General features: G+C 39.5%; 20 protein-coding genes. 14 read left to right on the top strand and 6 right to left on the bottom strand.

The window, feature by feature from the left end:
* The first annotated feature begins 78 nt into the window (after positions 1–78).
* From FFU37_RS14710 to hmpA, 3 genes are read left to right on the top strand one after another with little or no spacing between them, the layout of a single operon-like run.
* Positions 79–348: a hypothetical protein gene (locus FFU37_RS14710; protein ID WP_007584928.1), complete on the top strand. Its 270-nt coding sequence runs from the start codon at positions 79–81 to the stop codon at positions 346–348.
* Positions 348–1580, top strand: a complete 1233-nt coding sequence (locus FFU37_RS14705) for an NnrS family protein (protein WP_039489153.1) — start codon at positions 348–350, stop codon at positions 1578–1580. Before FFU37_RS14710 ends, FFU37_RS14705 begins: the two co-directional genes overlap by 1 nt.
* Before the next feature lie 20 nt (positions 1581–1600).
* A complete protein-coding gene (gene hmpA / locus FFU37_RS14700; protein ID WP_039489151.1) occupies positions 1601–2782 on the top strand; it encodes an NO-inducible flavohemoprotein in 1182 nt (393 codons plus the stop codon).
* A 71-nt stretch (positions 2783–2853) separates the two neighbouring features.
* Here the strand turns inward: hmpA and FFU37_RS14695 are convergent, their stop codons facing one another.
* The 3 genes from FFU37_RS14695 to FFU37_RS14685 all read right to left on the bottom strand — a co-directional run bounded on the left by FFU37_RS14695 (position 2854) and on the right by FFU37_RS14685 (position 5587).
* The gene (locus tag FFU37_RS14695) at positions 2854–3225 is read right to left on the bottom strand and encodes a hypothetical protein (RefSeq protein WP_138489796.1); all 372 of its coding nucleotides are present in this window, start codon (positions 3223–3225) and stop codon (positions 2854–2856) included.
* Positions 3225–4832, bottom strand: a complete 1608-nt coding sequence (locus tag FFU37_RS14690) for a S41 family peptidase (protein ID WP_039489147.1) — start codon at positions 4830–4832, stop codon at positions 3225–3227. The genes FFU37_RS14695 and FFU37_RS14690 overlap by 1 nt, the downstream gene beginning before the upstream one ends.
* A 101-nt stretch (positions 4833–4933) precedes the next feature.
* A complete protein-coding gene (locus tag FFU37_RS14685; RefSeq protein WP_033012759.1) occupies positions 4934–5587 on the bottom strand; it encodes an endonuclease in 654 nt (217 codons plus the stop codon).
* 231 nt (positions 5588–5818) lie between these two features.
* On the opposite strand from FFU37_RS14685, the gene FFU37_RS14680 reads away from it, so the two are divergent.
* Complete coding sequence (locus tag FFU37_RS14680) at positions 5819–6787, top strand: DnaJ C-terminal domain-containing protein (RefSeq protein WP_138489795.1); 969 nt, start codon at positions 5819–5821, stop codon at positions 6785–6787.
* Complete coding sequence (locus FFU37_RS14675) at positions 6787–7107, top strand: chaperone modulator CbpM (RefSeq protein ID WP_002959626.1); 321 nt, start codon at positions 6787–6789, stop codon at positions 7105–7107. Before FFU37_RS14680 ends, FFU37_RS14675 begins: the two co-directional genes overlap by 1 nt.
* A gap of 62 nt (positions 7108–7169) precedes the next feature.
* Here FFU37_RS14675 and FFU37_RS14670 read toward each other — a convergent pair whose 3' ends face one another.
* Positions 7170–7895, bottom strand: coding sequence for a hypothetical protein (locus FFU37_RS14670; RefSeq protein WP_138489794.1), 726 nt, complete (start codon positions 7893–7895; stop codon positions 7170–7172).
* 313 nt (positions 7896–8208) lie between these two features.
* On the opposite strand from FFU37_RS14670, the gene FFU37_RS14665 reads away from it, so the two are divergent.
* Positions 8209–8589 (top strand): hypothetical protein, encoded by a 381-nt coding sequence (locus FFU37_RS14665; protein WP_024595094.1) that lies wholly within the window; start codon positions 8209–8211, stop codon positions 8587–8589.
* Here FFU37_RS14665 and FFU37_RS14660 read toward each other — a convergent pair whose 3' ends face one another.
* Positions 8590–9030 (bottom strand): PaaI family thioesterase, encoded by a 441-nt coding sequence (locus FFU37_RS14660; RefSeq protein WP_002959621.1) that lies wholly within the window; start codon positions 9028–9030, stop codon positions 8590–8592.
* 167 nt (positions 9031–9197) lie between these two features.
* On the opposite strand from FFU37_RS14660, the gene lexA reads away from it, so the two are divergent.
* The 5 genes from lexA (at position 9198) to FFU37_RS14635 (ending at position 14473) form a co-directional block, all read left to right on the top strand.
* Complete coding sequence (gene lexA / locus FFU37_RS14655) at positions 9198–9815, top strand: transcriptional repressor LexA (protein WP_024595093.1); 618 nt, start codon at positions 9198–9200, stop codon at positions 9813–9815.
* A gap of 482 nt (positions 9816–10297) precedes the next feature.
* Positions 10298–11440, top strand: a complete 1143-nt coding sequence (gene coxB, locus FFU37_RS14650) for a cytochrome c oxidase subunit II (protein ID WP_138489793.1) — start codon at positions 10298–10300, stop codon at positions 11438–11440.
* Entirely contained in the window at positions 11440–13032 is a 1593-nt protein-coding gene (gene ctaD / locus FFU37_RS14645) for a cytochrome c oxidase subunit I (protein ID WP_138489792.1), read from the top strand. The genes coxB and ctaD overlap by 1 nt, the downstream gene beginning before the upstream one ends.
* Positions 13032–13562 carry a cytochrome c oxidase assembly protein gene (locus tag FFU37_RS14640; protein WP_002959612.1) on the top strand — a complete coding sequence of 177 codons (531 nt, stop codon included), beginning with the start codon at positions 13032–13034 and terminating at the stop codon, positions 13560–13562. Before ctaD ends, FFU37_RS14640 begins: the two co-directional genes overlap by 1 nt.
* Before the next feature lie 35 nt (positions 13563–13597).
* Positions 13598–14473: a cytochrome c oxidase subunit 3 gene (locus FFU37_RS14635; RefSeq protein ID WP_138489791.1), complete on the top strand. Its 876-nt coding sequence runs from the start codon at positions 13598–13600 to the stop codon at positions 14471–14473.
* Here FFU37_RS14635 and FFU37_RS20525 read toward each other — a convergent pair.
* Entirely contained in the window at positions 14376–14684 is a 309-nt protein-coding gene (locus tag FFU37_RS20525) for a DUF2909 family protein (RefSeq protein ID WP_081824568.1), read from the bottom strand. The two genes, FFU37_RS14635 and FFU37_RS20525, sit on opposite strands and share 98 nt — an antisense overlap.
* Positions 14685–14698: 14 nt before the next feature.
* Between FFU37_RS20525 and FFU37_RS14625 the strand changes: the two genes are divergently transcribed.
* The 3 genes from FFU37_RS14625 to FFU37_RS14615 are packed head-to-tail and all read left to right on the top strand — an operon-like array spanning position 14699 to position 16941.
* The gene (locus tag FFU37_RS14625; protein WP_138489790.1) at positions 14699–15439 is read left to right on the top strand and encodes an SURF1 family protein; all 741 of its coding nucleotides are present in this window, start codon (positions 14699–14701) and stop codon (positions 15437–15439) included.
* Complete coding sequence (locus FFU37_RS14620; RefSeq protein WP_002959602.1) at positions 15429–15923, top strand: hypothetical protein; 495 nt, start codon at positions 15429–15431, stop codon at positions 15921–15923. The genes FFU37_RS14625 and FFU37_RS14620 overlap by 11 nt, the downstream gene beginning before the upstream one ends.
* A gap of 28 nt (positions 15924–15951) precedes the next feature.
* Positions 15952–16941: a COX15/CtaA family protein gene (locus FFU37_RS14615; RefSeq protein ID WP_138489789.1), complete on the top strand. Its 990-nt coding sequence runs from the start codon at positions 15952–15954 to the stop codon at positions 16939–16941.
* Positions 16942–16947 lie beyond the last annotated feature (6 nt).

The raw sequence follows: 16947 nt of genomic DNA, 5'->3' as shown, positions 1-16947 counted from the left end.
TTATTGAATTTAATTAATTAAATTTTTTGGCACAGTATGTGTAATAGCTAAGTAACGTAGTTAGTTACAGAGATCGCTATGAACACACTAATGCTGAATAATTTAAATAATCAAACACAGTTTAGTTCACTATACGAAACAGTATTATTTGCTGCCAATACTGCATTGGCTGTGAGTTTAGTGTGTATTACGGCAAGTATTTTAATTAGCTACCCGTTTGCTGAGTACTTTTCCATGGCGGTGCAAGTATCAGCTCATATTGGGACTATTGTTATTGCTGCTATTTTAAAAGTAAGTTACGTACTGCGCTGTGTTGCACAGCATGGTTTAGGGCAGGAGGTACGATAATGCGCCCTATAAACTTAACTGAGCCAATGCCAGCACGCGTTGCTATTCATCAAGTATCTCAATGGCCGTTATGGATGCTAGCTTTTAGGCCTTTCTTTTTAGGCGGTGGCTTATTGGCATTTTTGTCAGTGGGGTATTGGCTACTTATTTTAACAGGCCATGCAAGTTGGCACTTATCGATACCTGCGACATTATGGCACGCGCACGAAATGCTGTTTGGCTTTGCAGGAGTTGTAGCTGTTGGCTTTTTACTTACCGCAGCACAAACGTGGACAGGCGTGCCGAGCATAAGTGGCAAAGCTCTTATGTGGCTTACGTTTATATGGCTTGCAGCGCGCTTAGCATTTTTTGTAGTACTGCCAGATATTGCTCATTTTAATTTATATGCTGCACTTACATTACAAGTTATTTGGTGGTTAGGCGCCATAACCGCGTTGGCTAATATGTTATTAAAAGCCAATAGCAAAAGTAACTATCCGTTTTTAGCTATTTTAGCTGTGCTTTGTGGACTCAATGTATTGTATTTAATACTTGTTTTACAACAAAACATGCAGCTTGCACTTGGTGTGGTTGATACCGCAGTACTGGTAATTACTTTACTAGTTGGCATTGTTGCGGGCCGCGTTTTACCATTTTTTACCGCTAAAGGTCTAGGTTTAGCCGCACAAGTTCGCACTCCTAAAATAGATAAAGCGGTGATGTATTTATCTATTTTGGCTATCACTCTGTTTTTCATCAACAAGTTGTTTTTGAACACGATTAATCCTGCGTTAGTTGTTGCAACTGTTGCTGCGCTTCACCTGCTTAGGGCTGGTTGTTGGTGGGATAGCAAGGTATTGAGAGTGCCGTTGTTATGGTCTTTACATTTTTCTTACTTAGCGTTAGGCGTAGGGTTAATGATGGTTGCATTTAGCTTTTATAGCAGTGCAATACAATTTAAAGATGCGCTGCACTTAATCACTATTGGCACAATAGGTATGATGATTTTAGCAATGATGACGCGTGTATCACATGGTCATACAGGGCGGACACTCGCTATTCCCCATTACATGGCTGTTGCTTTTGCGTTTTTGCTTGTGGCCGCTATTACTCGTTCATTACTCCCTTTTATTATTGGGCCTCACCTTGCTTGGCAAATAAGTGCTTTGCTGTGGTTAGTGGCTTTTTCATTATTTTTAATTCACTGCACACCTATATTAACGCGGCGTCGTGTTGATGGGCGTCGTGGTTAGTTCATCCATAGGAAACACATATGTTATCTGATAAAACCATTGAGATTGTAAAAAGCACAGTTCCGTTATTAGCGCAGGCGGGTACGGTTGTTACCGATCATTTTTATAAGCGTTTATTTAGCCATAATCCTGAGCTTAAAAATATTTTTAATATGGCGAATCAAGATACAGGTCGTCAGCAATTTGCACTTTTTAATGCATTGGCTGCGTATGCACAAAATATTGATAATTTAGCCGTATTAAAAGAAGCGCTAACACGTATTAATCATAAGCATACCAGCTTGAATATTTTACCTGAGCATTACCCTATTGTAGGTGCACACTTAATTGGTACGCTTAAAGAGCTTCTTCCTGAGCAATTTACTCCCGATGTTGAATACGCTTGGCGCGAAGCTTACGGCGTACTTGCTGATATTTGTATAACCGAAGAAGCTGCTTTGTATGAGCACAGTAAAAATAAACACGGTGGTTGGGCGGGAACTCGCCAATTTGAAATAACCAACAAACAGGCTGAATCAGAACTAGTAACGAGTTTTACACTTACGCCAGTTGATGGCGAAGCTGTTATTACACATAAACCAGGGCAGTATTTAGGTATTAAAGTTAAGCCAGAGGGCGCTGAATATGAAGAAATTCGCCAGTATTCTATTTCACAAAAAAGTAACGCTAAAAACTACCGTATTAGTGTTAAAAAAGAGCTACAGCCAAAGCCTGGCATGGTGTCTAATCATTTACACTCATTAGAGCAAGGCACTATTGTTGAGCTATACCCGCCGGCAGGAGACTTCTTTTTACGTAATAATACAAGTCCAGCGGTACTCATTTCAGCAGGTGTTGGGCAAACGCCAATGCTGGCTATGCTTGAAACGTTATTAAGTGACAACTCTAATCAAGAGATTATGTATTTACATGCCTGCGAAAATACTCAGCAGCATTCGTTTTCAAAATATTTAAATGAGTTAAATGCAGTTTATAACCGCTTACAAACAATGACGTGGTTTAACCAAGCGACAGAGGGCGCTGACTTTACTGGGTTAATGAACCTAAACGCAGTACAAGCACAGCTACCATTGAGTAATGGTGACTTTTATATATGTGGTCCTGCCGGTTTTATGGCATTTATAAAAAACCAGTTACTTGAGTTAGGTGTTAAAAACGAGCAGATTCATTATGAAGTGTTTGGTCCGCATCAAGACTTGTAATAACGCTTTAAAATAGAAAAAGGCGCGCAGCGGTGTGCTGCGCGCCTTTTTATAAACGCTAATAAAGTGCCTTATAACTCTTTACAGGTCACACCTTCAAGTACTGTAGTAAGCTCTTTTTTAGGATAGTAAAGCTCGCATTGGTTATTACGTAGCTGCAAAATAAACTTTTCAGATTTTATATTATGCGCGCCCATAATTACTCTGCCATCAGACCCTTTACTCATTGCATGATCAATTAGCAGTTCGCTACGTTTAGTAAATACGGAATCGGAAAGTGTTACTAATGCGCCTCCCTTAGCTTGTTGAATTGCCTGTTGTAGTGTTGTAATAACGCTGGGATTAACGCTCGTTAATATAGCGGGTTTAGCGGGCTCACTATTTACACTTTGGCATCCTCCCAAAGCGAATAAGGTAGCTAATGGGAGTAATAATTTAGCCATTACCTTTCCTCACTCAGTGTTGGCCAAGTTAAGTCCATATTACGCTGGGTAAATTGCTCAGGCATATTTAAAGGAATGAGAGATTCACGAGAGCTTGAAAAATTAGCTGGCTCTGCTTTTGCAGCAGCCGTTCTAATTGGGCAATTGCCATTTTCAACATGAAATAATGCGGTGGCTAAAACGGCCTCGTCACTGTCGCCTAACTGATGATCAAAGTCGTCCTCAATTTCACAACCTTGAACATCAGCATCAAATTGTGGCGTAGGGGTTGGTGTAAAACCCGCAGCGTATTCGCCAAATCCTTTGCTATTTACGCCACTAAATTGAATAGTGTAATAGGTTGTTGCGCAGTTATGAGTTGGGGTAAAGCCATAGGGCTTACCGCAGGTTGTGTCGCCAATTAAAATAACTTCTGCGTCTATACCTTTTAAACCATTAATAAAAGCTTCTGATGCCGAACAGGTGCCTGATGTGCTTAATACATAAACCTTTGATAGGTTTAAATCAGGTAGGTTTTCACCTGTGCTAAAAAAAGTAGAGTAATCTATTTCTTCATCAATAAATGGAAAAGGTGAATCAACGGGTTGTTTATCGTTTTGTTGAGTTTGATAATAAAAGCGGTTGTTAACGTTGGCATTACCGGCAACCATATAAGCCAATTGTGCCGACAGTGCTAATAAACCACCACCGTTATATCTAAAGTCGATTACAAGCTCATCAATACCATCGGTTTTAAACTTATTTACCGCATCAATAAGCCCTTCTTGGGCAATGCTTATATGGCTATTAAATTGCATGTAACCCACGCTTAAACCATTTACGGTTGTAATCGTTTTAACATTTTGAACCGGTGTTTGTTCAATATTGCCAGCGGTTACATTAAATGTTTTTTCGGCGCCATCGTTACTGCGTACAACAATAGTATGTGAGTCGCCGTTAGTTGGGCTAAATAAGCCTTCGTTAAGCGTATCTACACCCGACTGTGTATTGGTATTAATGCTAACACCGTCAACTGAAAGTACAGTATCACCACGTTGAAAGCCTATTTGGCTTGCAGGTGAATCATCTTCAAGATAAGCGACGCGTAAAATACGGTCGGCTGTATCGCCAATAAACGCCCAATTTATACCGTAACCAGAAGTAACGCCCGATTGCGCTTCTTGAAAGTAATCTTCAGTAGGTTCTGAAAAATGAAAGTTATCTTTTTTTGCACCTGAGTCGGTAAGCTGCTCTGTTTTTAATTGGGCAAAATAATCTGCTACTGTGGCAAAGCTTTCAGGATCGTTATCGGCAATCTCATCATACCAAAGGTAGGTTTCGTCGCTCCAAGAGCGAAGCCAGAGTTTTTCGTAAAGGGCAGAACCTGCTTGATCTGGGTAAGGCTCGTTGTTATTAAAGGGATCATTACCCGTACGCGGGGTTTCGCAAAAGTTTTTTAAATCGTTAGAGGGTTCAAATACACCCGCAGTCCATGTTGGACTGCTACTAACAGGTGTTGTAACTACAGGGGCTGAGTCGATACCGCTACCGCCGCCGCCACAACCGGTCAAAGCAAAGCCCGCAAATGCAGTGAAAATGGCAAGCGAGGTTTTATTATTTTTAAACATAGGTAAGGGCTTTTTTTGTAAATAAGTTGTTTAAAATATTACAACACTCGCTCGTTTATTCAACATTTATAACTTTGATTTATGTAAATGAGTGTTAAAGCTTAGAGCTTGCTCGCACTACTTGTATCTGCGAATGCTTGCTTTTTCCACGCATTAAATAACTTTTGCTGTTTATCAGAGATTTTTAAACCGTATGTTTTCTGCATGTAAGCGTAAGTGTCGGCTATACGTTTACGTGCATAGACAGGCGGTTCAACTACACGTTGCTTAAAGTTTACTTTTACTTCGCAGCGACCATACTGTGTGGCGTTTTCGCTAAGCATGCCAAAACGATAATTAGAGCGATCGGCATTAATTTCGCCAATAGCTGGCGCTAAGTTATTTATATCAGCTTCCATTTTTCTAAATTTAGCACTTACTTTACGGCAGTTTTTACGTCCGCCATCTTGCCAACATTGTAGCTGATGACCAAATTCCCACGCCGGAACAATATGTTCCCACTCAATGCGTAGTGCTCGCACATTTACTTTGCCTGAGCGGGTAAGTGTATTTCGAGGAATGTAACCACAGTTAGAAGGATCAGGAATGAGTTTTTTGCCTTCTTTTTTAATATCACAGCCGCAGTAAATGCTTTTGGCGTTGTCAGGTAGGGTTTTAATTAAATGTCTTTTAGCCGTTGAAAAACGGGTAAATTGTTCGGCTGATACCGAAACGCACACACAACAAGCCAATAAGGCCAGAATAAATCGAGTCATATCCATCACAAATGTGAACTACAGGAATAGGCAGTTTAAAGCCTTGAAGATAAAAGATAAAGTTAACTTAAGGCCTACGCTTATATTAATAAAAAGTGCCTGATTAATTTTTTACTCAAAGTTATTTTCACTATTCATTTATTTCTCACTATTTATCGTATTTTAACCACACAAGGTTACCCGTTAAGGAGTATGCTTAAAGCTTACTCAATATGAGGATTTGGATTGCAAATGAAATTTGTTGATTATTATGCAGTGCTTGGAATATCGCCTGATGCAGATGATAAAGCGGTTAAAGTAGCTTATAAAAAGTTAGCCAGAAAATATCACCCAGATGTAAGCAAAGAGCCTCAAGCAGAAGATAAGTTTAAAGAAATAGCAGAAGCTTACGAAGTCATCCATAACAAAGAAGAACGCACTAAATACGACGAGTTACGTCGTCACCAACAAAATCGTGCTCGTCAACAGCAAGGCCATTATGGTGGTAACAATGCCTCTTCGCAAAGTAATTATCAGCAAAGCGATCCTCAAACCGACCAAGAGTTTTCTGACTTTATTAATTCAATGTTTGGCGGAGCTGGTGGATTCGATCGTTCCGGGCAGAGCAGAAGTAACGCCGCTCGCGCGCAAAAAGGACAAGATGTGGAAATAGAGTTCCCAATTTTTCTTGAAGAGACTTTAGTTGATACCGTGAAGCCTGTTGAGTTTATGTTACCGCAGCGAGACAGCAGTGGCCGTGTCACTGAAATTAAAAAATCACTTAAAGTGAAAATTCCTGCAGGCTCAGTAAATGGCGAGCGAATTCGACTAAAAGGGCAAGGCGGATTAGGGTCAGCGAATGGGCAAAATGGCGACTTGTATTTACAAATTAGTTTAGTGCCTCACCCATTATTTGATGTTGAGGGTCATAACCTAAATATAGTTGTCCCTCTTGCACCATGGGAAGCGGCTCTTGGTACAAAGCTAAATTTACCTACGTTGACAGGTAATATCCAATTAACTATTCCTTCTAATAGTCAGTCTGGTCAACGCTTGCGTATTAAAGGTAAGGGATTAATGAGTAAAAAAGCTAAAGGTGACTTATTTGCTGTGCTTAAAATTGTTAATCCAACATCTGTTGATGATACCAGTAAAAAACTTTGGGAAGAATTAGCCGAAAAAGCTCACTTTAATCCCCGTAATAACTGGAGCAAGCCATAATGCAAATTATCGTGACACAAAAGGACGATTTACTTACTAGTAAAGAGCTATGTTTGAGTAGTGATATTAGCGAAGCAATTTTATATGAGCTAGTTGAGCATAATATTGCGGTTCCAATTGAGGGGGAGCATGTTACGCAGTGGCAATTTACGGTATCTGCAGTGACCTTAGTTAAAAAAGCGGCCCGTATCCAACATGACTTTTCGTTAGATTGGTCGGCAATAGCTTTAGTTTTACAATTGCTGGATGAGCGTGATGAGTTGATTTTCGAAAACGAAATGTTAAAGCGACATTTGAGTCGATTTAAGCACTTGGAATAAAATAAGCCCTAGGCTTATTTACTCTTTGATAAGTGGGCGCTAGCTCTCAAAAACCAATATGACTACTTTGATTTATTCTTATTTTTAATTCGGATAAATCGTTTTAGTCGTATATTTTGTATAAGTAGTAATATTCCACTTAAACAAAAAAGTACACTGGTTGCTGAAAAGCTAATAAGCAGTGGATTATTAAAATTCTCTCGCTCATCGTAATCCATAATATGTAACATCCAAAAAAAGTCGAATATTCGCCATAGCGTGCTGCGAACGGTGACAACTTTGCCGTTATTTTCTGACAAGTACAGTGTTGTGTTAAAAGTGTCGTCAAATTGGACCTGCCAAACATTGGTTTCATATCCGACTTCCCGCGTACCTTGCTTTAGTAGTACAACGCTTGTTACTTGAGCGTCAATAAGTAAGTGTGCTTTAGCATTTGCGGTAATTTGTATTTTAGTTGGCGGTTCAAATGGTCGGCCTGTTATGCCATTGAAGCTTTGCTGCTCGTTATTACTAAAGACAGTAATAAGTGGTGTAGTTAAAAAGTTCTCAAAAATTATTTGTGTTGGATTAGCCACCTGAGAGGCAATATCGTCAAGGGAGGCAACATAATCAGCCTGCGTAAATGGGTTATTAAGAGTACGTGTTGCAAGATGCTCCCCATGAACTTTATCAAGAGGGATTGCACTCATAATGAAACCACCTAGTAACCATGCTAAAATTTGTAGTGCTAATAAATAACCTAACCATTTATGTAACTTGCGAGCATGTTTAAATATTTTTTTATTCATGTTTTAGTCTTATTATTTTTAGAGGCTAGTTTATTACATTAATGGGATAAGTTACTGCGACATTTTGTCGCAGTTTAAACTATAGCTTACTGTAATCATTTAAAAATAAAAAAGATTACACTTAAATCCCTAACATGACTTATCTGTTTAATTGAGCTGGATGTTTGATATCCAGCTAGCTTTAAATGCTAAAAAATACTTAAAAGCTGCGAAATATCCATATAAAGTGGTTAATAGAGCATAGTTGATTTGGTATAACGGTAAAACTGCGTTAAAGTTTGCAATGAAATTATTAGAGGATAAATACGAAACGATGTCGGAAATTCAATTTTTAAATGTAGATCTTGAGCTTGAATCAAAGCAAGATATTAGTTTGCTAGTGGCGGACTTGAAAAAAGTCGCGACGATTTTACATTATGACAAAGACGAATACCGTCAACTAGCGCGTATTGAAGCTACAGGTGAGGTGAGCACACCTGATAAAGCCATAAACCATATATGTGAGCTTATTGAATCGTGTTCGCGTAACGCGCTAAAGCAATGGTTAAGCTGTTCACGTAGAACGTTTGATATTGGTTTTGAATCAGGGACTTCTCCTAAGTGCTTTAATCAAGCCTTAGATGCAGATACATTATTGCGTATATCTGCGATTGGTGCGGGTATGGAAATTACCATTTACCCAATCGAAAAGTAACTATCTTCGCTCTACGACTGCTGCGGTCATTTTTGATACGCAGCACAGCTCATTGCGGCTATTTGTAATTTTTATTTCCCACACTGAACTACGTTTGCCAATATGAAATGCTCTAGCCGTGGCTGTTAAAGTGCCGTTGCGAGATGCTTTTAAATGACTTGCGCTAATCTCCTGCCCTACACAGTAAAATTTAGTAAAATCGACAACAAAGTTAGCGGCATAGCTGGCAACTGTTTCGGCAAGTACAACGTTAGCACCGCCGTGAACCATGCCCATTGGGTTATGATGCTCAGGAATTGCCGGCATTGTGGCAACCAAATAATCATCGCCAATTTCTGTGACTTCTATCCCCATAGTTTTCATTAATGTTCCTTGGCCATTAACGCCTTGCTCTAACTGCTTGCACAGCTCTAAGGTGATGGGCTGGTACCAAATACTCATAATGTCTCCTTTGCATTTTTAATCATTTATAAACTTAGCTTTAGTTATATCCCTAAAATGTACACAAGTGAAATTACTTTAGCTATTTTAAGGCTTAATTTAAATTTGCGATTTTTATTTAACTGTATATACTCACAGTTAAATGTACTGTATGGAAAACCAGTTGTATGCGACCATTAACGAACCGCCAAGCTCAAATACTCGAACTAATTAAAGTTTTTATTAAAGACACTGGTATGCCTCCTACACGTGCTGAAATAGCGCAAACATTAGGTTTTAAAAGTGCCAATGCTGCTGAAGAACATTTAAAAGCACTTGCTAAAAAAGGCGCAATTAAAATGAAACCAGGTGCAAGCCGTGGTATTCAATTAATTGAAGAAGAAGAGCCAGAACAATTAGGTTTACCGCTTATAGGGCGTGTTGCTGCTGGTTCACCTATTTTGGCGCAAGAGCACGTTGAAAGTCACTGCAAAATCGATCCATTAATGTTTAAACCGGCTGCAGATTTTTTACTACGCGTTAACGGTATGAGCATGAAAGATATTGGTATTATGGATGGTGATTTACTTGCAGTACATCGTACTCAAACCGCTGAAAATGGACAAGTTGTTGTTGCTCGCCTAGACGAAGACGTAACTGTAAAACGTCTTGAGAAAGCGGGTCGTAAAGTATTACTTCATGCTGAAAACGACGATTTTGACTCTATTGAAGTAGATCTTGAGAATGAGTCTTTTAATATTGAAGGCTTAGCCGTTGGCGTTATAAGAAACGCTGATTGGATGTGACTTTAAAAATAGCTTTTAAACAAGCAGTTTTATAAATGCGTACTAATTAGTACGCATTTTTGTTTTAAAATTTGTACTAAAAATAGGGCGTAAACCGCCCACTGACTATTTAAGCTGTAAACTTTTTTGCACTTATATCTTCCCCCTCCGAATGCGTTAAACCCCTTTGTTTTGCTCATATTTTGAACTTTCTGTCGCCCAGTTGATTACCGATTTTTATTAATTATTCAATATCACCTGATTGTTTTTTATACTAAAACTTGCTTGTTGTTCGTTTTTTAGCTAATTGTTAATGTGCTGAGCTAATAATAACTCACAGCTTTTTAGTTTTGAGAACACACAATATACACAAACCCGTTGTTGGCGCAGCAAAACCAATCAATATTAAATGAGATTGGCTAAAAAAATAAAAATAACGAATTGGCGTTTAAGCCGTATGCCTCTTCGCTTTGCATTCGCAATAGCATCAAAGGAGCCGTCACATGGGTAAACTGACCTCTACCTTGTGGCTTATATTATGTGTTTTTACGCACCCAGTTTTGGCTAATAGCCAATACAATATGCGCAAAGGCGTAACCGATATAAGCAATAATGTATATCAGCTGCACATGACCATATTTATAATATGTTGTGTGATTGGGGTGATAGTGTTCGCAATTATGTTTTGGGCACTTATTCATCACCGTAAATCTAAAGGGGCTGTACCTGCCCAATTTCACGAAAGCACTAAAGTAGAAATACTTTGGACTGCAATTCCGTTTGTTATTTTAATTGCTATGGCAGTACCAGCCACTAAAACCCTAATTGCAATGGAAGATGCCAGCAAAGCTGATCTCACTATTAAAATTACGGGTTCGCAATGGAAATGGCATTATGAATATATGGGCGAAGATGTAGAGTTCTACTCTATTTTATCTACCCCGCAAGATGAAATCGCGAATCTTGCAGATAAAAATCCTAACTACTTACTTGAGGTTGATAAGCCTCTTGTACTGCCAATAAATCAAAAAGTACGATTTTTAATGACTTCTGACGATGTTATTCACTCTTGGTGGGTACCTGATTTTGCAGTTAAAAAAGATGCGAACCCCGGCTTTATAAACGAAACATGGACGAACATAAACGAAGAAGGTACTTACCGAGGACAATGTGCTGAGTTGTGTGGTAAAGACCATGGCTTTATGCCCGTTGTGGTGGTCGCTAAATCTGAGGCTGATTTTAAAACATGGCTTGCAGATGCAAAGCAGGCGAAGCAGAAAGCTGCGCTGGCAGATGCCGCATTACTTGATAAAACCCTCCCAAAAGAAGAGTTAATGACTTTAGGCGAACAAGTATATATGGCTAATTGTGCAGCGTGCCATCAGCCTACGGGCATGGGCTTACCGGGTGTATTTCCTGCACTTAAAGGCAGTCCTATAGTGCTTGGCGATATAAAAGATCACATTGATGTAGTTATCCATGGACGACCCGGTACGGCAATGCAAGCATTTGCCAAACAGTTATCTATAAAGCAATTAGCAGCGGTTATTACTTATAAACGTAATGCGTGGGGTAATGATACGGGTGATGTTATTCAACCGAGTCAAATACAGGCAGCACTTGATGCCAAAGTGGAGGCGAACTAATGAGTAGCATAGTAGAACAACCTAACGCCAATGAAGCTCATCATGCTCATCACCCAGCTAAAGGTTTTAAACGCTGGCTTTACACAACTAATCATAAAGATATAGGTAGTTTATATTTAATTTTTTCGCTGACCATGTTCTTAATTGGTGGCGCAATGGCTATGGTGATCAGGGCTGAATTATTTCAACCAGGCTTACAGTTGGTCGATCCTCACTTTTTTAATCAAATGACCACCGTGCATGGTTTAATTATGGTGTTTGGTGCGGTTATGCCCGCCTTTACAGGCCTTGCTAACTGGATGATACCACTTATGATTGGCGCGCCAGATATGGCATTGCCAAGAATGAATAACTGGAGCTTTTGGATTTTGCCGTTTGCGTTTTTAATCCTATTGGCATCGTTATTTATGCCTGGTGGGGGGCCTGCATTTGGTTGGACTTTTTATGCACCACTGTCCACAACATACAGTAATGATAATACTGCATTGTTTGTATTTGCCGTACATATTATGGGAATTAGCTCAATAATGGGCGCAATCAATGTGATTGTAACCATAGTGAACTTACGTGCCCCCGGCATGACATGGATGAAGTTGCCCTTATTTGTATGGACGTGGTTAATTACTGCCTTTTTATTAATAGCGGTAATGCCAGTGCTTGCAGGGGCTGTCACTATGGTACTTACCGATAAGTATTTTGCGACCAGCTTTTTTGATGCCGCAGGCGGTGGCGACCCGGTGATGTTCCAACACATTTTTTGGTTTTTTGGTCATCCCGAAGTATACATAATGATTCTTCCTGCCTTTGGCATTATATCTACAATAATACCTACCTTTTCTCGTAAAAAACTTTTTGGCTATGCCTCAATGGTATACGCCACATCCTCCATAGCACTATTGAGCTTTATTGTATGGGCTCATCATATGTTTACTACTGGGATGCCGGTCGCTGGCGAGTTGTTTTTTATGTACGCGACCATGCTTATATCGGTACCTACAGGAGTAAAAGTATTTAATTGGGTTGCCACAATGTGGAAAGGCTCAATAACTTTTGAAGTGCCAATGCTTTTTAGTATTGCGTTTATTGTGCTGTTTACCTTGGGTGGTTTTTCGGGATTGATGCTGGCAATTACACCTGCTGACTTTCAATATCACGATACTTATTTTGTAGTGGCGCACTTTCATTATGTATTAGTAACAGGGGCTGTATTTTCGATAATGGCGGGGGCCTATTACTGGCTGCCCAAGTGGACGGGCAATATGTTTAATATCACATTGGCTAAATGGCATTTTTGGCTATCGCTGGTGAGCGTGAACGTACTGTTTTTTCCTATGCATTTTGTAGGGCTTGCTGGTATGCCGCGTCGAATTCCCGATTACGCTCTTCAATTTGCCGACTTTAACGCAATCATAAGTATTGGTGGGTTTGCCTTTGGTTTATCGCAATTGTTGTTTGTAGCTGTGGTAATTAAATGCGCGCGTGGCGGTGATAAAGTGCCTGCAAAAGTATGGGAAGGAGCAGAAGGGCTTGAGTGGGAAGTTGACTCTCCAGCGCCATATCATACTTTTTCTACGCCGCCGGTAATTAAGTAATGACACACGCACCGCTACTCAAACGTTTGGTACTTATTTGCATAGGCATGTTTGCCTTTGCCTTTGCTTTAGTACCTTTGTATGACGTGTTTTGTGATGTAACAGGGCTTAATGGAAAGCCTTCGCTTGAGCAAGCAGAGCAAAGTACACAAATAGTACAAAACCGAGAAGTCGGCGTTAGCTTTACTACTCACGCACAAAGTGGTGCACCGTTTGAAGTTAAATCAAAAGAATACAGTGTAGTGGTAAAACCCGGTGCAATGCGTGAGGTAATGTTTAGCGCTAAAAATAACAGCAATCTAGATAAAGTAATGCAGGCTGTACCATCAGTCTCGCCAGGTAAAGCGGCAAAGTATTTACATAAAATAGCTTGTTTTTGCTTTGATCAGCAACCTCTAAAAGCAGGGGAAGAGCTTGAATTTAAATTACTTTTTTATGTTGATACCGCATTGCCAAGCGACATTGAAGAATTAACTTTATCTTATACCGTATTTGATATTAGTGAACAGCTGGTGGCAAGTAATAACTAGCTTTTTAAACTAGTGTGAAACTAGGAGTAAATAAAATGAATCAAGAATATGAGCATTATTACGTACCTGAGCAAAGCCCGTGGCCTATTGTAGGTGCTGTTGCATTGTTTTTTATTGCAGTAGGGGCGGGCTTGACTGTTATGAGTGTAGGTAAAGAAGGTGGTAGCGGGGTTTATCTGCTTTATGCCGGTATTGCTGTACTTGTGTATATGTTGTTTAGCTGGTTTAAAAATGTAATTAGTGAATCGGACCAAGGTTTGTACTCAGCACAAATGGATCGCTCTTTTAGGCAAGGTATGAGCTGGTTTATTTTTTCTGAAGTTATGTTTTTTATGGCCTTTTTTGGTGCGCTTTTTTATGCACGCGTAATGTCGGTACCTTGGCTTGGAGGTGCAGGCAATAATGCAATGACTAACGAGGTATTATGGCCTACTTTTGAAGCCGTTTGGCCGCTAGTTTCAACACCTGCTGGCGAAACTACTCAAGCTATGGGCTGGCAAGGCTTACCACTTATAAATACCTTAATACTGCTTACTTCCTCAGTTACTTTACATTTTGCCCACGTAGCGATGGAAAACAATAAACGCACTCCACTTAAGGTGTTTTTAGGCGCTACTATTTTATTGGGTGTTTGCTTTTTAGGGCTGCAAGTTGAGGAGTACATGCATGCATATAATGACCTTAACCTAACGCTAGATGCGGGTATTTACGGTAATACGTTCTTTTTATTGACTGGTTTTCATGGCATGCATGTAACGCTAGGAACCGTACTTTTATTTGTAATATTTTTACGGATATTAAAAGGGCACTTTACTAAAGATAAGCACTTTGCTTTTCAAGCAGCTGCTTGGTATTGGCACTTTGTAGATGTGGTGTGGCTGTGTTTGTTTGTATTTGTATATGTGCTGTAGCGTTTATTGGCGAATTATTTGCTTTAATAAAACCAAGTTTAAGCGCTGCAATAACAACAACTAAAACAACGACCGAAAACAATACGCGACGACCTAAAAAGTGAGACATAGGTCGTCCCTCAGTTTTCCCTGACACCATAATAAACAATGCTCTAAATAAGTTAAAAAGTATAAATATTAACAACAGTACGATAATAATTTTAATAATCACTGAGTTGACCCTTTATGCAGTTAGTTTTATGGCACAAACAAAAGCTTAGCTCACTAATCACACTTTGTATGGTTGTGGTTGTTGTACTTGTGTGTGTGCGATTAGGGTTTTGGCAGTTGGAGCGAGGTGAGCAAAAGCAGCAACAACTAACCGCCATTGCTAAGCAACAGACTCGTGGTGTGATGAGCTGGTCTCAATTACTTAACCTGCCTGATAGCTGGAACAAAACTGGTGTATTGGTTGAGTTAAAAGGGCGGTTTGTACAAAACCAATATTGGCTTTTAGATAATCAAGTTTATAACGGGCAAGTAGGGTACGACTTACTTGCTTTACTAAAGCCAGAAAGCGAAGAAAAAGTGATTTTAGTTAATTTAGGATGGGTAAAAGCGCCTATATCTAGAGATACACTGCCAAAGATTGCTCTGCCTACAGGTGTTTTTATTCTTAAAGCGCAAATAAAAGAAAATAACTTAAGTAGCTTTACGCTTGAAGATAAAACTACAAATAACGACTTACCTACAAGAATCCAATCTATCGACTTGAATATGCTGAGCACCCAAAGCCAGCAATCATTAATTAATTTTATGGCTTACAGACAAGGTACTGGTGATGAGATTGCAACACCTCATTATGAGGCCGTTGTTATGAGCCCTCAAAAGCATAATGCCTACGCTGTGCAATGGTTTTTAATTGCTGTTGCATGTGCTGTTGTGGCTATTTTTGCGAGTAAAAAAAGGACACATAATGAAAAATAATCCCCTTTTGTTGTTTGTGGGCTGCTGCGCAATCCCATTGGTTTTGGCATATGGCGCTTTAAAGTTTGATTGGTTGCCTACTGCAATTACTAATAATGGTGAGTTTTTAAGCCAAGAAATAAAACTTAAAAATTGGCCGCAAAATAATCCCAAACAATGGACTATCGCACTTAATTATTCAAACGAATGTAACACCCCATGCAGCGAGCAGCTCAATGCACTTAATAACTTATATGTGGCACTTGGTAAAAACCAAGGCAAGGTTGATATGGCTGTAATGGGGAGCCCCGACAATAAAAATCTACCATGGAAAATTATTACCGAACAACAGAGTTTAAATCCTGCAAGTTTATATTTAATTGATCATATGGGGTTAGTGGTACTTGAATATCCCTTTAAGGTCGAGCCACAAGAAAACCGTTTAGTACAAAAAGGGTTATTAAAAGATCTAAAAAAATTACTTAACTATTCTCGTTCTAGCTAATTAAGTTGAGCTTAAGTTGGAGTATCTGATGTATAAAAATTATAAAAAATTAGTATTAATAACAGGATTACTCGCTTTGATTGTAGTTGCTTTAGGTGCGTACACCCGCTTAAGTGATGCAGGTTTAGGGTGCCCCGATTGGCCTGGTTGTTATGGCTTTTTAACGGTACCTAAGCATGAGGCTGACATAGCCTTAGCAACTCAAAGCTACCCCGATATGATGTTCGAAACCGCAAAAGCGTGGAAAGAAATGATTCATCGCTATTTTGCAGGTGCTTTAGGCTTACTTATTTTAGGTTTATTTGTGTTGGCTTTTTTAAAACGCCAATATCCAACTACGCCAGTTAAATTGCCTTTGGCTTTACTTCTACTAGTGGTGTTTCAGGCAGCCCTTGGTATGTGGACAGTAACCATGAACCTTCAGCCGCTTATTGTAATGGGCCACTTATTAGGGGGCTTTAGTATTTTGTCACTTATAACGCTTTTATATTTACGGCTAACCGCAAAACCTATTATGGGTGGTGATAGCGGCGCAAAACGCTATTTTGGTTTAAGTTTAGTAGCGCTCAGTGTATTGATTATCCAAATTGCACTTGGTGGTTGGCTGGCTGCAAATTACGCCGCTCCTCATTGTAGTGGTTTGCCATTGTGTAATTACGCACAACCGTTTTCATTGAGTAGCGTATTTCAATTACCACTTGAGCACAGTAATTATGAATTTGGTGTGTTATCGCAGCAAGCGCGTATGTCTATTCATTTATTACACCGCATTTGGGCACTGGTTACTTGCATCGTCCTGGCGCTAATTATGTGGAAAATATACAGCCAAGCGTACTCTAAAAAAATTAAAAATTGCGTGGTGAGCGTATTACTTACCCTGCTTTGCCAAATTAGCTTAGGGCTTATTTTAGTACATTGGCATATTCCTTTGGGAGTTGCACTGGCGCATAACTTGATGGCTGCCATACTATTATTAAGCATGGTTAGGTTGTGTTATTACCTAAAATCACGCACATAAAGGGGA

Source organism: Pseudoalteromonas distincta (assembly GCF_005877035.1).
Taxonomy (GTDB): domain Bacteria; phylum Pseudomonadota; class Gammaproteobacteria; order Enterobacterales; family Alteromonadaceae; genus Pseudoalteromonas; species Pseudoalteromonas distincta.
Note: the sequence above shows the minus strand (reverse complement) of the source record. Positions and strands in the feature narration are given on the sequence as shown.

Excerpts from the sequence above, each read along its gene's own strand:
- FFU37_RS14710 (WP_007584928.1), top strand. The coding sequence starts at position 79 with ATGAACACACTAATGCTGAATAATTTAAATAATCAAACACAGTTTAGT.
- FFU37_RS14705 (WP_039489153.1), top strand. The coding sequence starts at position 348 with ATGCGCCCTATAAACTTAACTGAGCCAATGCCAGCACGCGTTGCTATT.
- hmpA (WP_039489151.1), top strand. The coding sequence starts at position 1,601 with ATGTTATCTGATAAAACCATTGAGATTGTAAAAAGCACAGTTCCGTTA.
- FFU37_RS14695 (WP_138489796.1), bottom strand. The coding sequence starts at position 3,225 with ATGGCTAAATTATTACTCCCATTAGCTACCTTATTCGCTTTGGGAGGA.
- FFU37_RS14690 (WP_039489147.1), bottom strand. The coding sequence starts at position 4,832 with ATGTTTAAAAATAATAAAACCTCGCTTGCCATTTTCACTGCATTTGCG.
- FFU37_RS14685 (WP_033012759.1), bottom strand. The coding sequence starts at position 5,587 with ATGACTCGATTTATTCTGGCCTTATTGGCTTGTTGTGTGTGCGTTTCG.
- FFU37_RS14680 (WP_138489795.1), top strand. The coding sequence starts at position 5,819 with ATGAAATTTGTTGATTATTATGCAGTGCTTGGAATATCGCCTGATGCA.
- FFU37_RS14675 (WP_002959626.1), top strand. The coding sequence starts at position 6,787 with ATGCAAATTATCGTGACACAAAAGGACGATTTACTTACTAGTAAAGAG.
- FFU37_RS14670 (WP_138489794.1), bottom strand. The coding sequence starts at position 7,895 with ATGAATAAAAAAATATTTAAACATGCTCGCAAGTTACATAAATGGTTA.
- FFU37_RS14665 (WP_024595094.1), top strand. The coding sequence starts at position 8,209 with ATGTCGGAAATTCAATTTTTAAATGTAGATCTTGAGCTTGAATCAAAG.
- FFU37_RS14660 (WP_002959621.1), bottom strand. The coding sequence starts at position 9,030 with ATGAGTATTTGGTACCAGCCCATCACCTTAGAGCTGTGCAAGCAGTTA.
- lexA (WP_024595093.1), top strand. The coding sequence starts at position 9,198 with ATGCGACCATTAACGAACCGCCAAGCTCAAATACTCGAACTAATTAAA.
- coxB (WP_138489793.1), top strand. The coding sequence starts at position 10,298 with ATGGGTAAACTGACCTCTACCTTGTGGCTTATATTATGTGTTTTTACG.
- ctaD (WP_138489792.1), top strand. The coding sequence starts at position 11,440 with ATGAGTAGCATAGTAGAACAACCTAACGCCAATGAAGCTCATCATGCT.
- FFU37_RS14640 (WP_002959612.1), top strand. The coding sequence starts at position 13,032 with ATGACACACGCACCGCTACTCAAACGTTTGGTACTTATTTGCATAGGC.
- FFU37_RS14635 (WP_138489791.1), top strand. The coding sequence starts at position 13,598 with ATGAATCAAGAATATGAGCATTATTACGTACCTGAGCAAAGCCCGTGG.
- FFU37_RS14625 (WP_138489790.1), top strand. The coding sequence starts at position 14,699 with ATGCAGTTAGTTTTATGGCACAAACAAAAGCTTAGCTCACTAATCACA.
- FFU37_RS14620 (WP_002959602.1), top strand. The coding sequence starts at position 15,429 with ATGAAAAATAATCCCCTTTTGTTGTTTGTGGGCTGCTGCGCAATCCCA.
- FFU37_RS14615 (WP_138489789.1), top strand. The coding sequence starts at position 15,952 with ATGTATAAAAATTATAAAAAATTAGTATTAATAACAGGATTACTCGCT.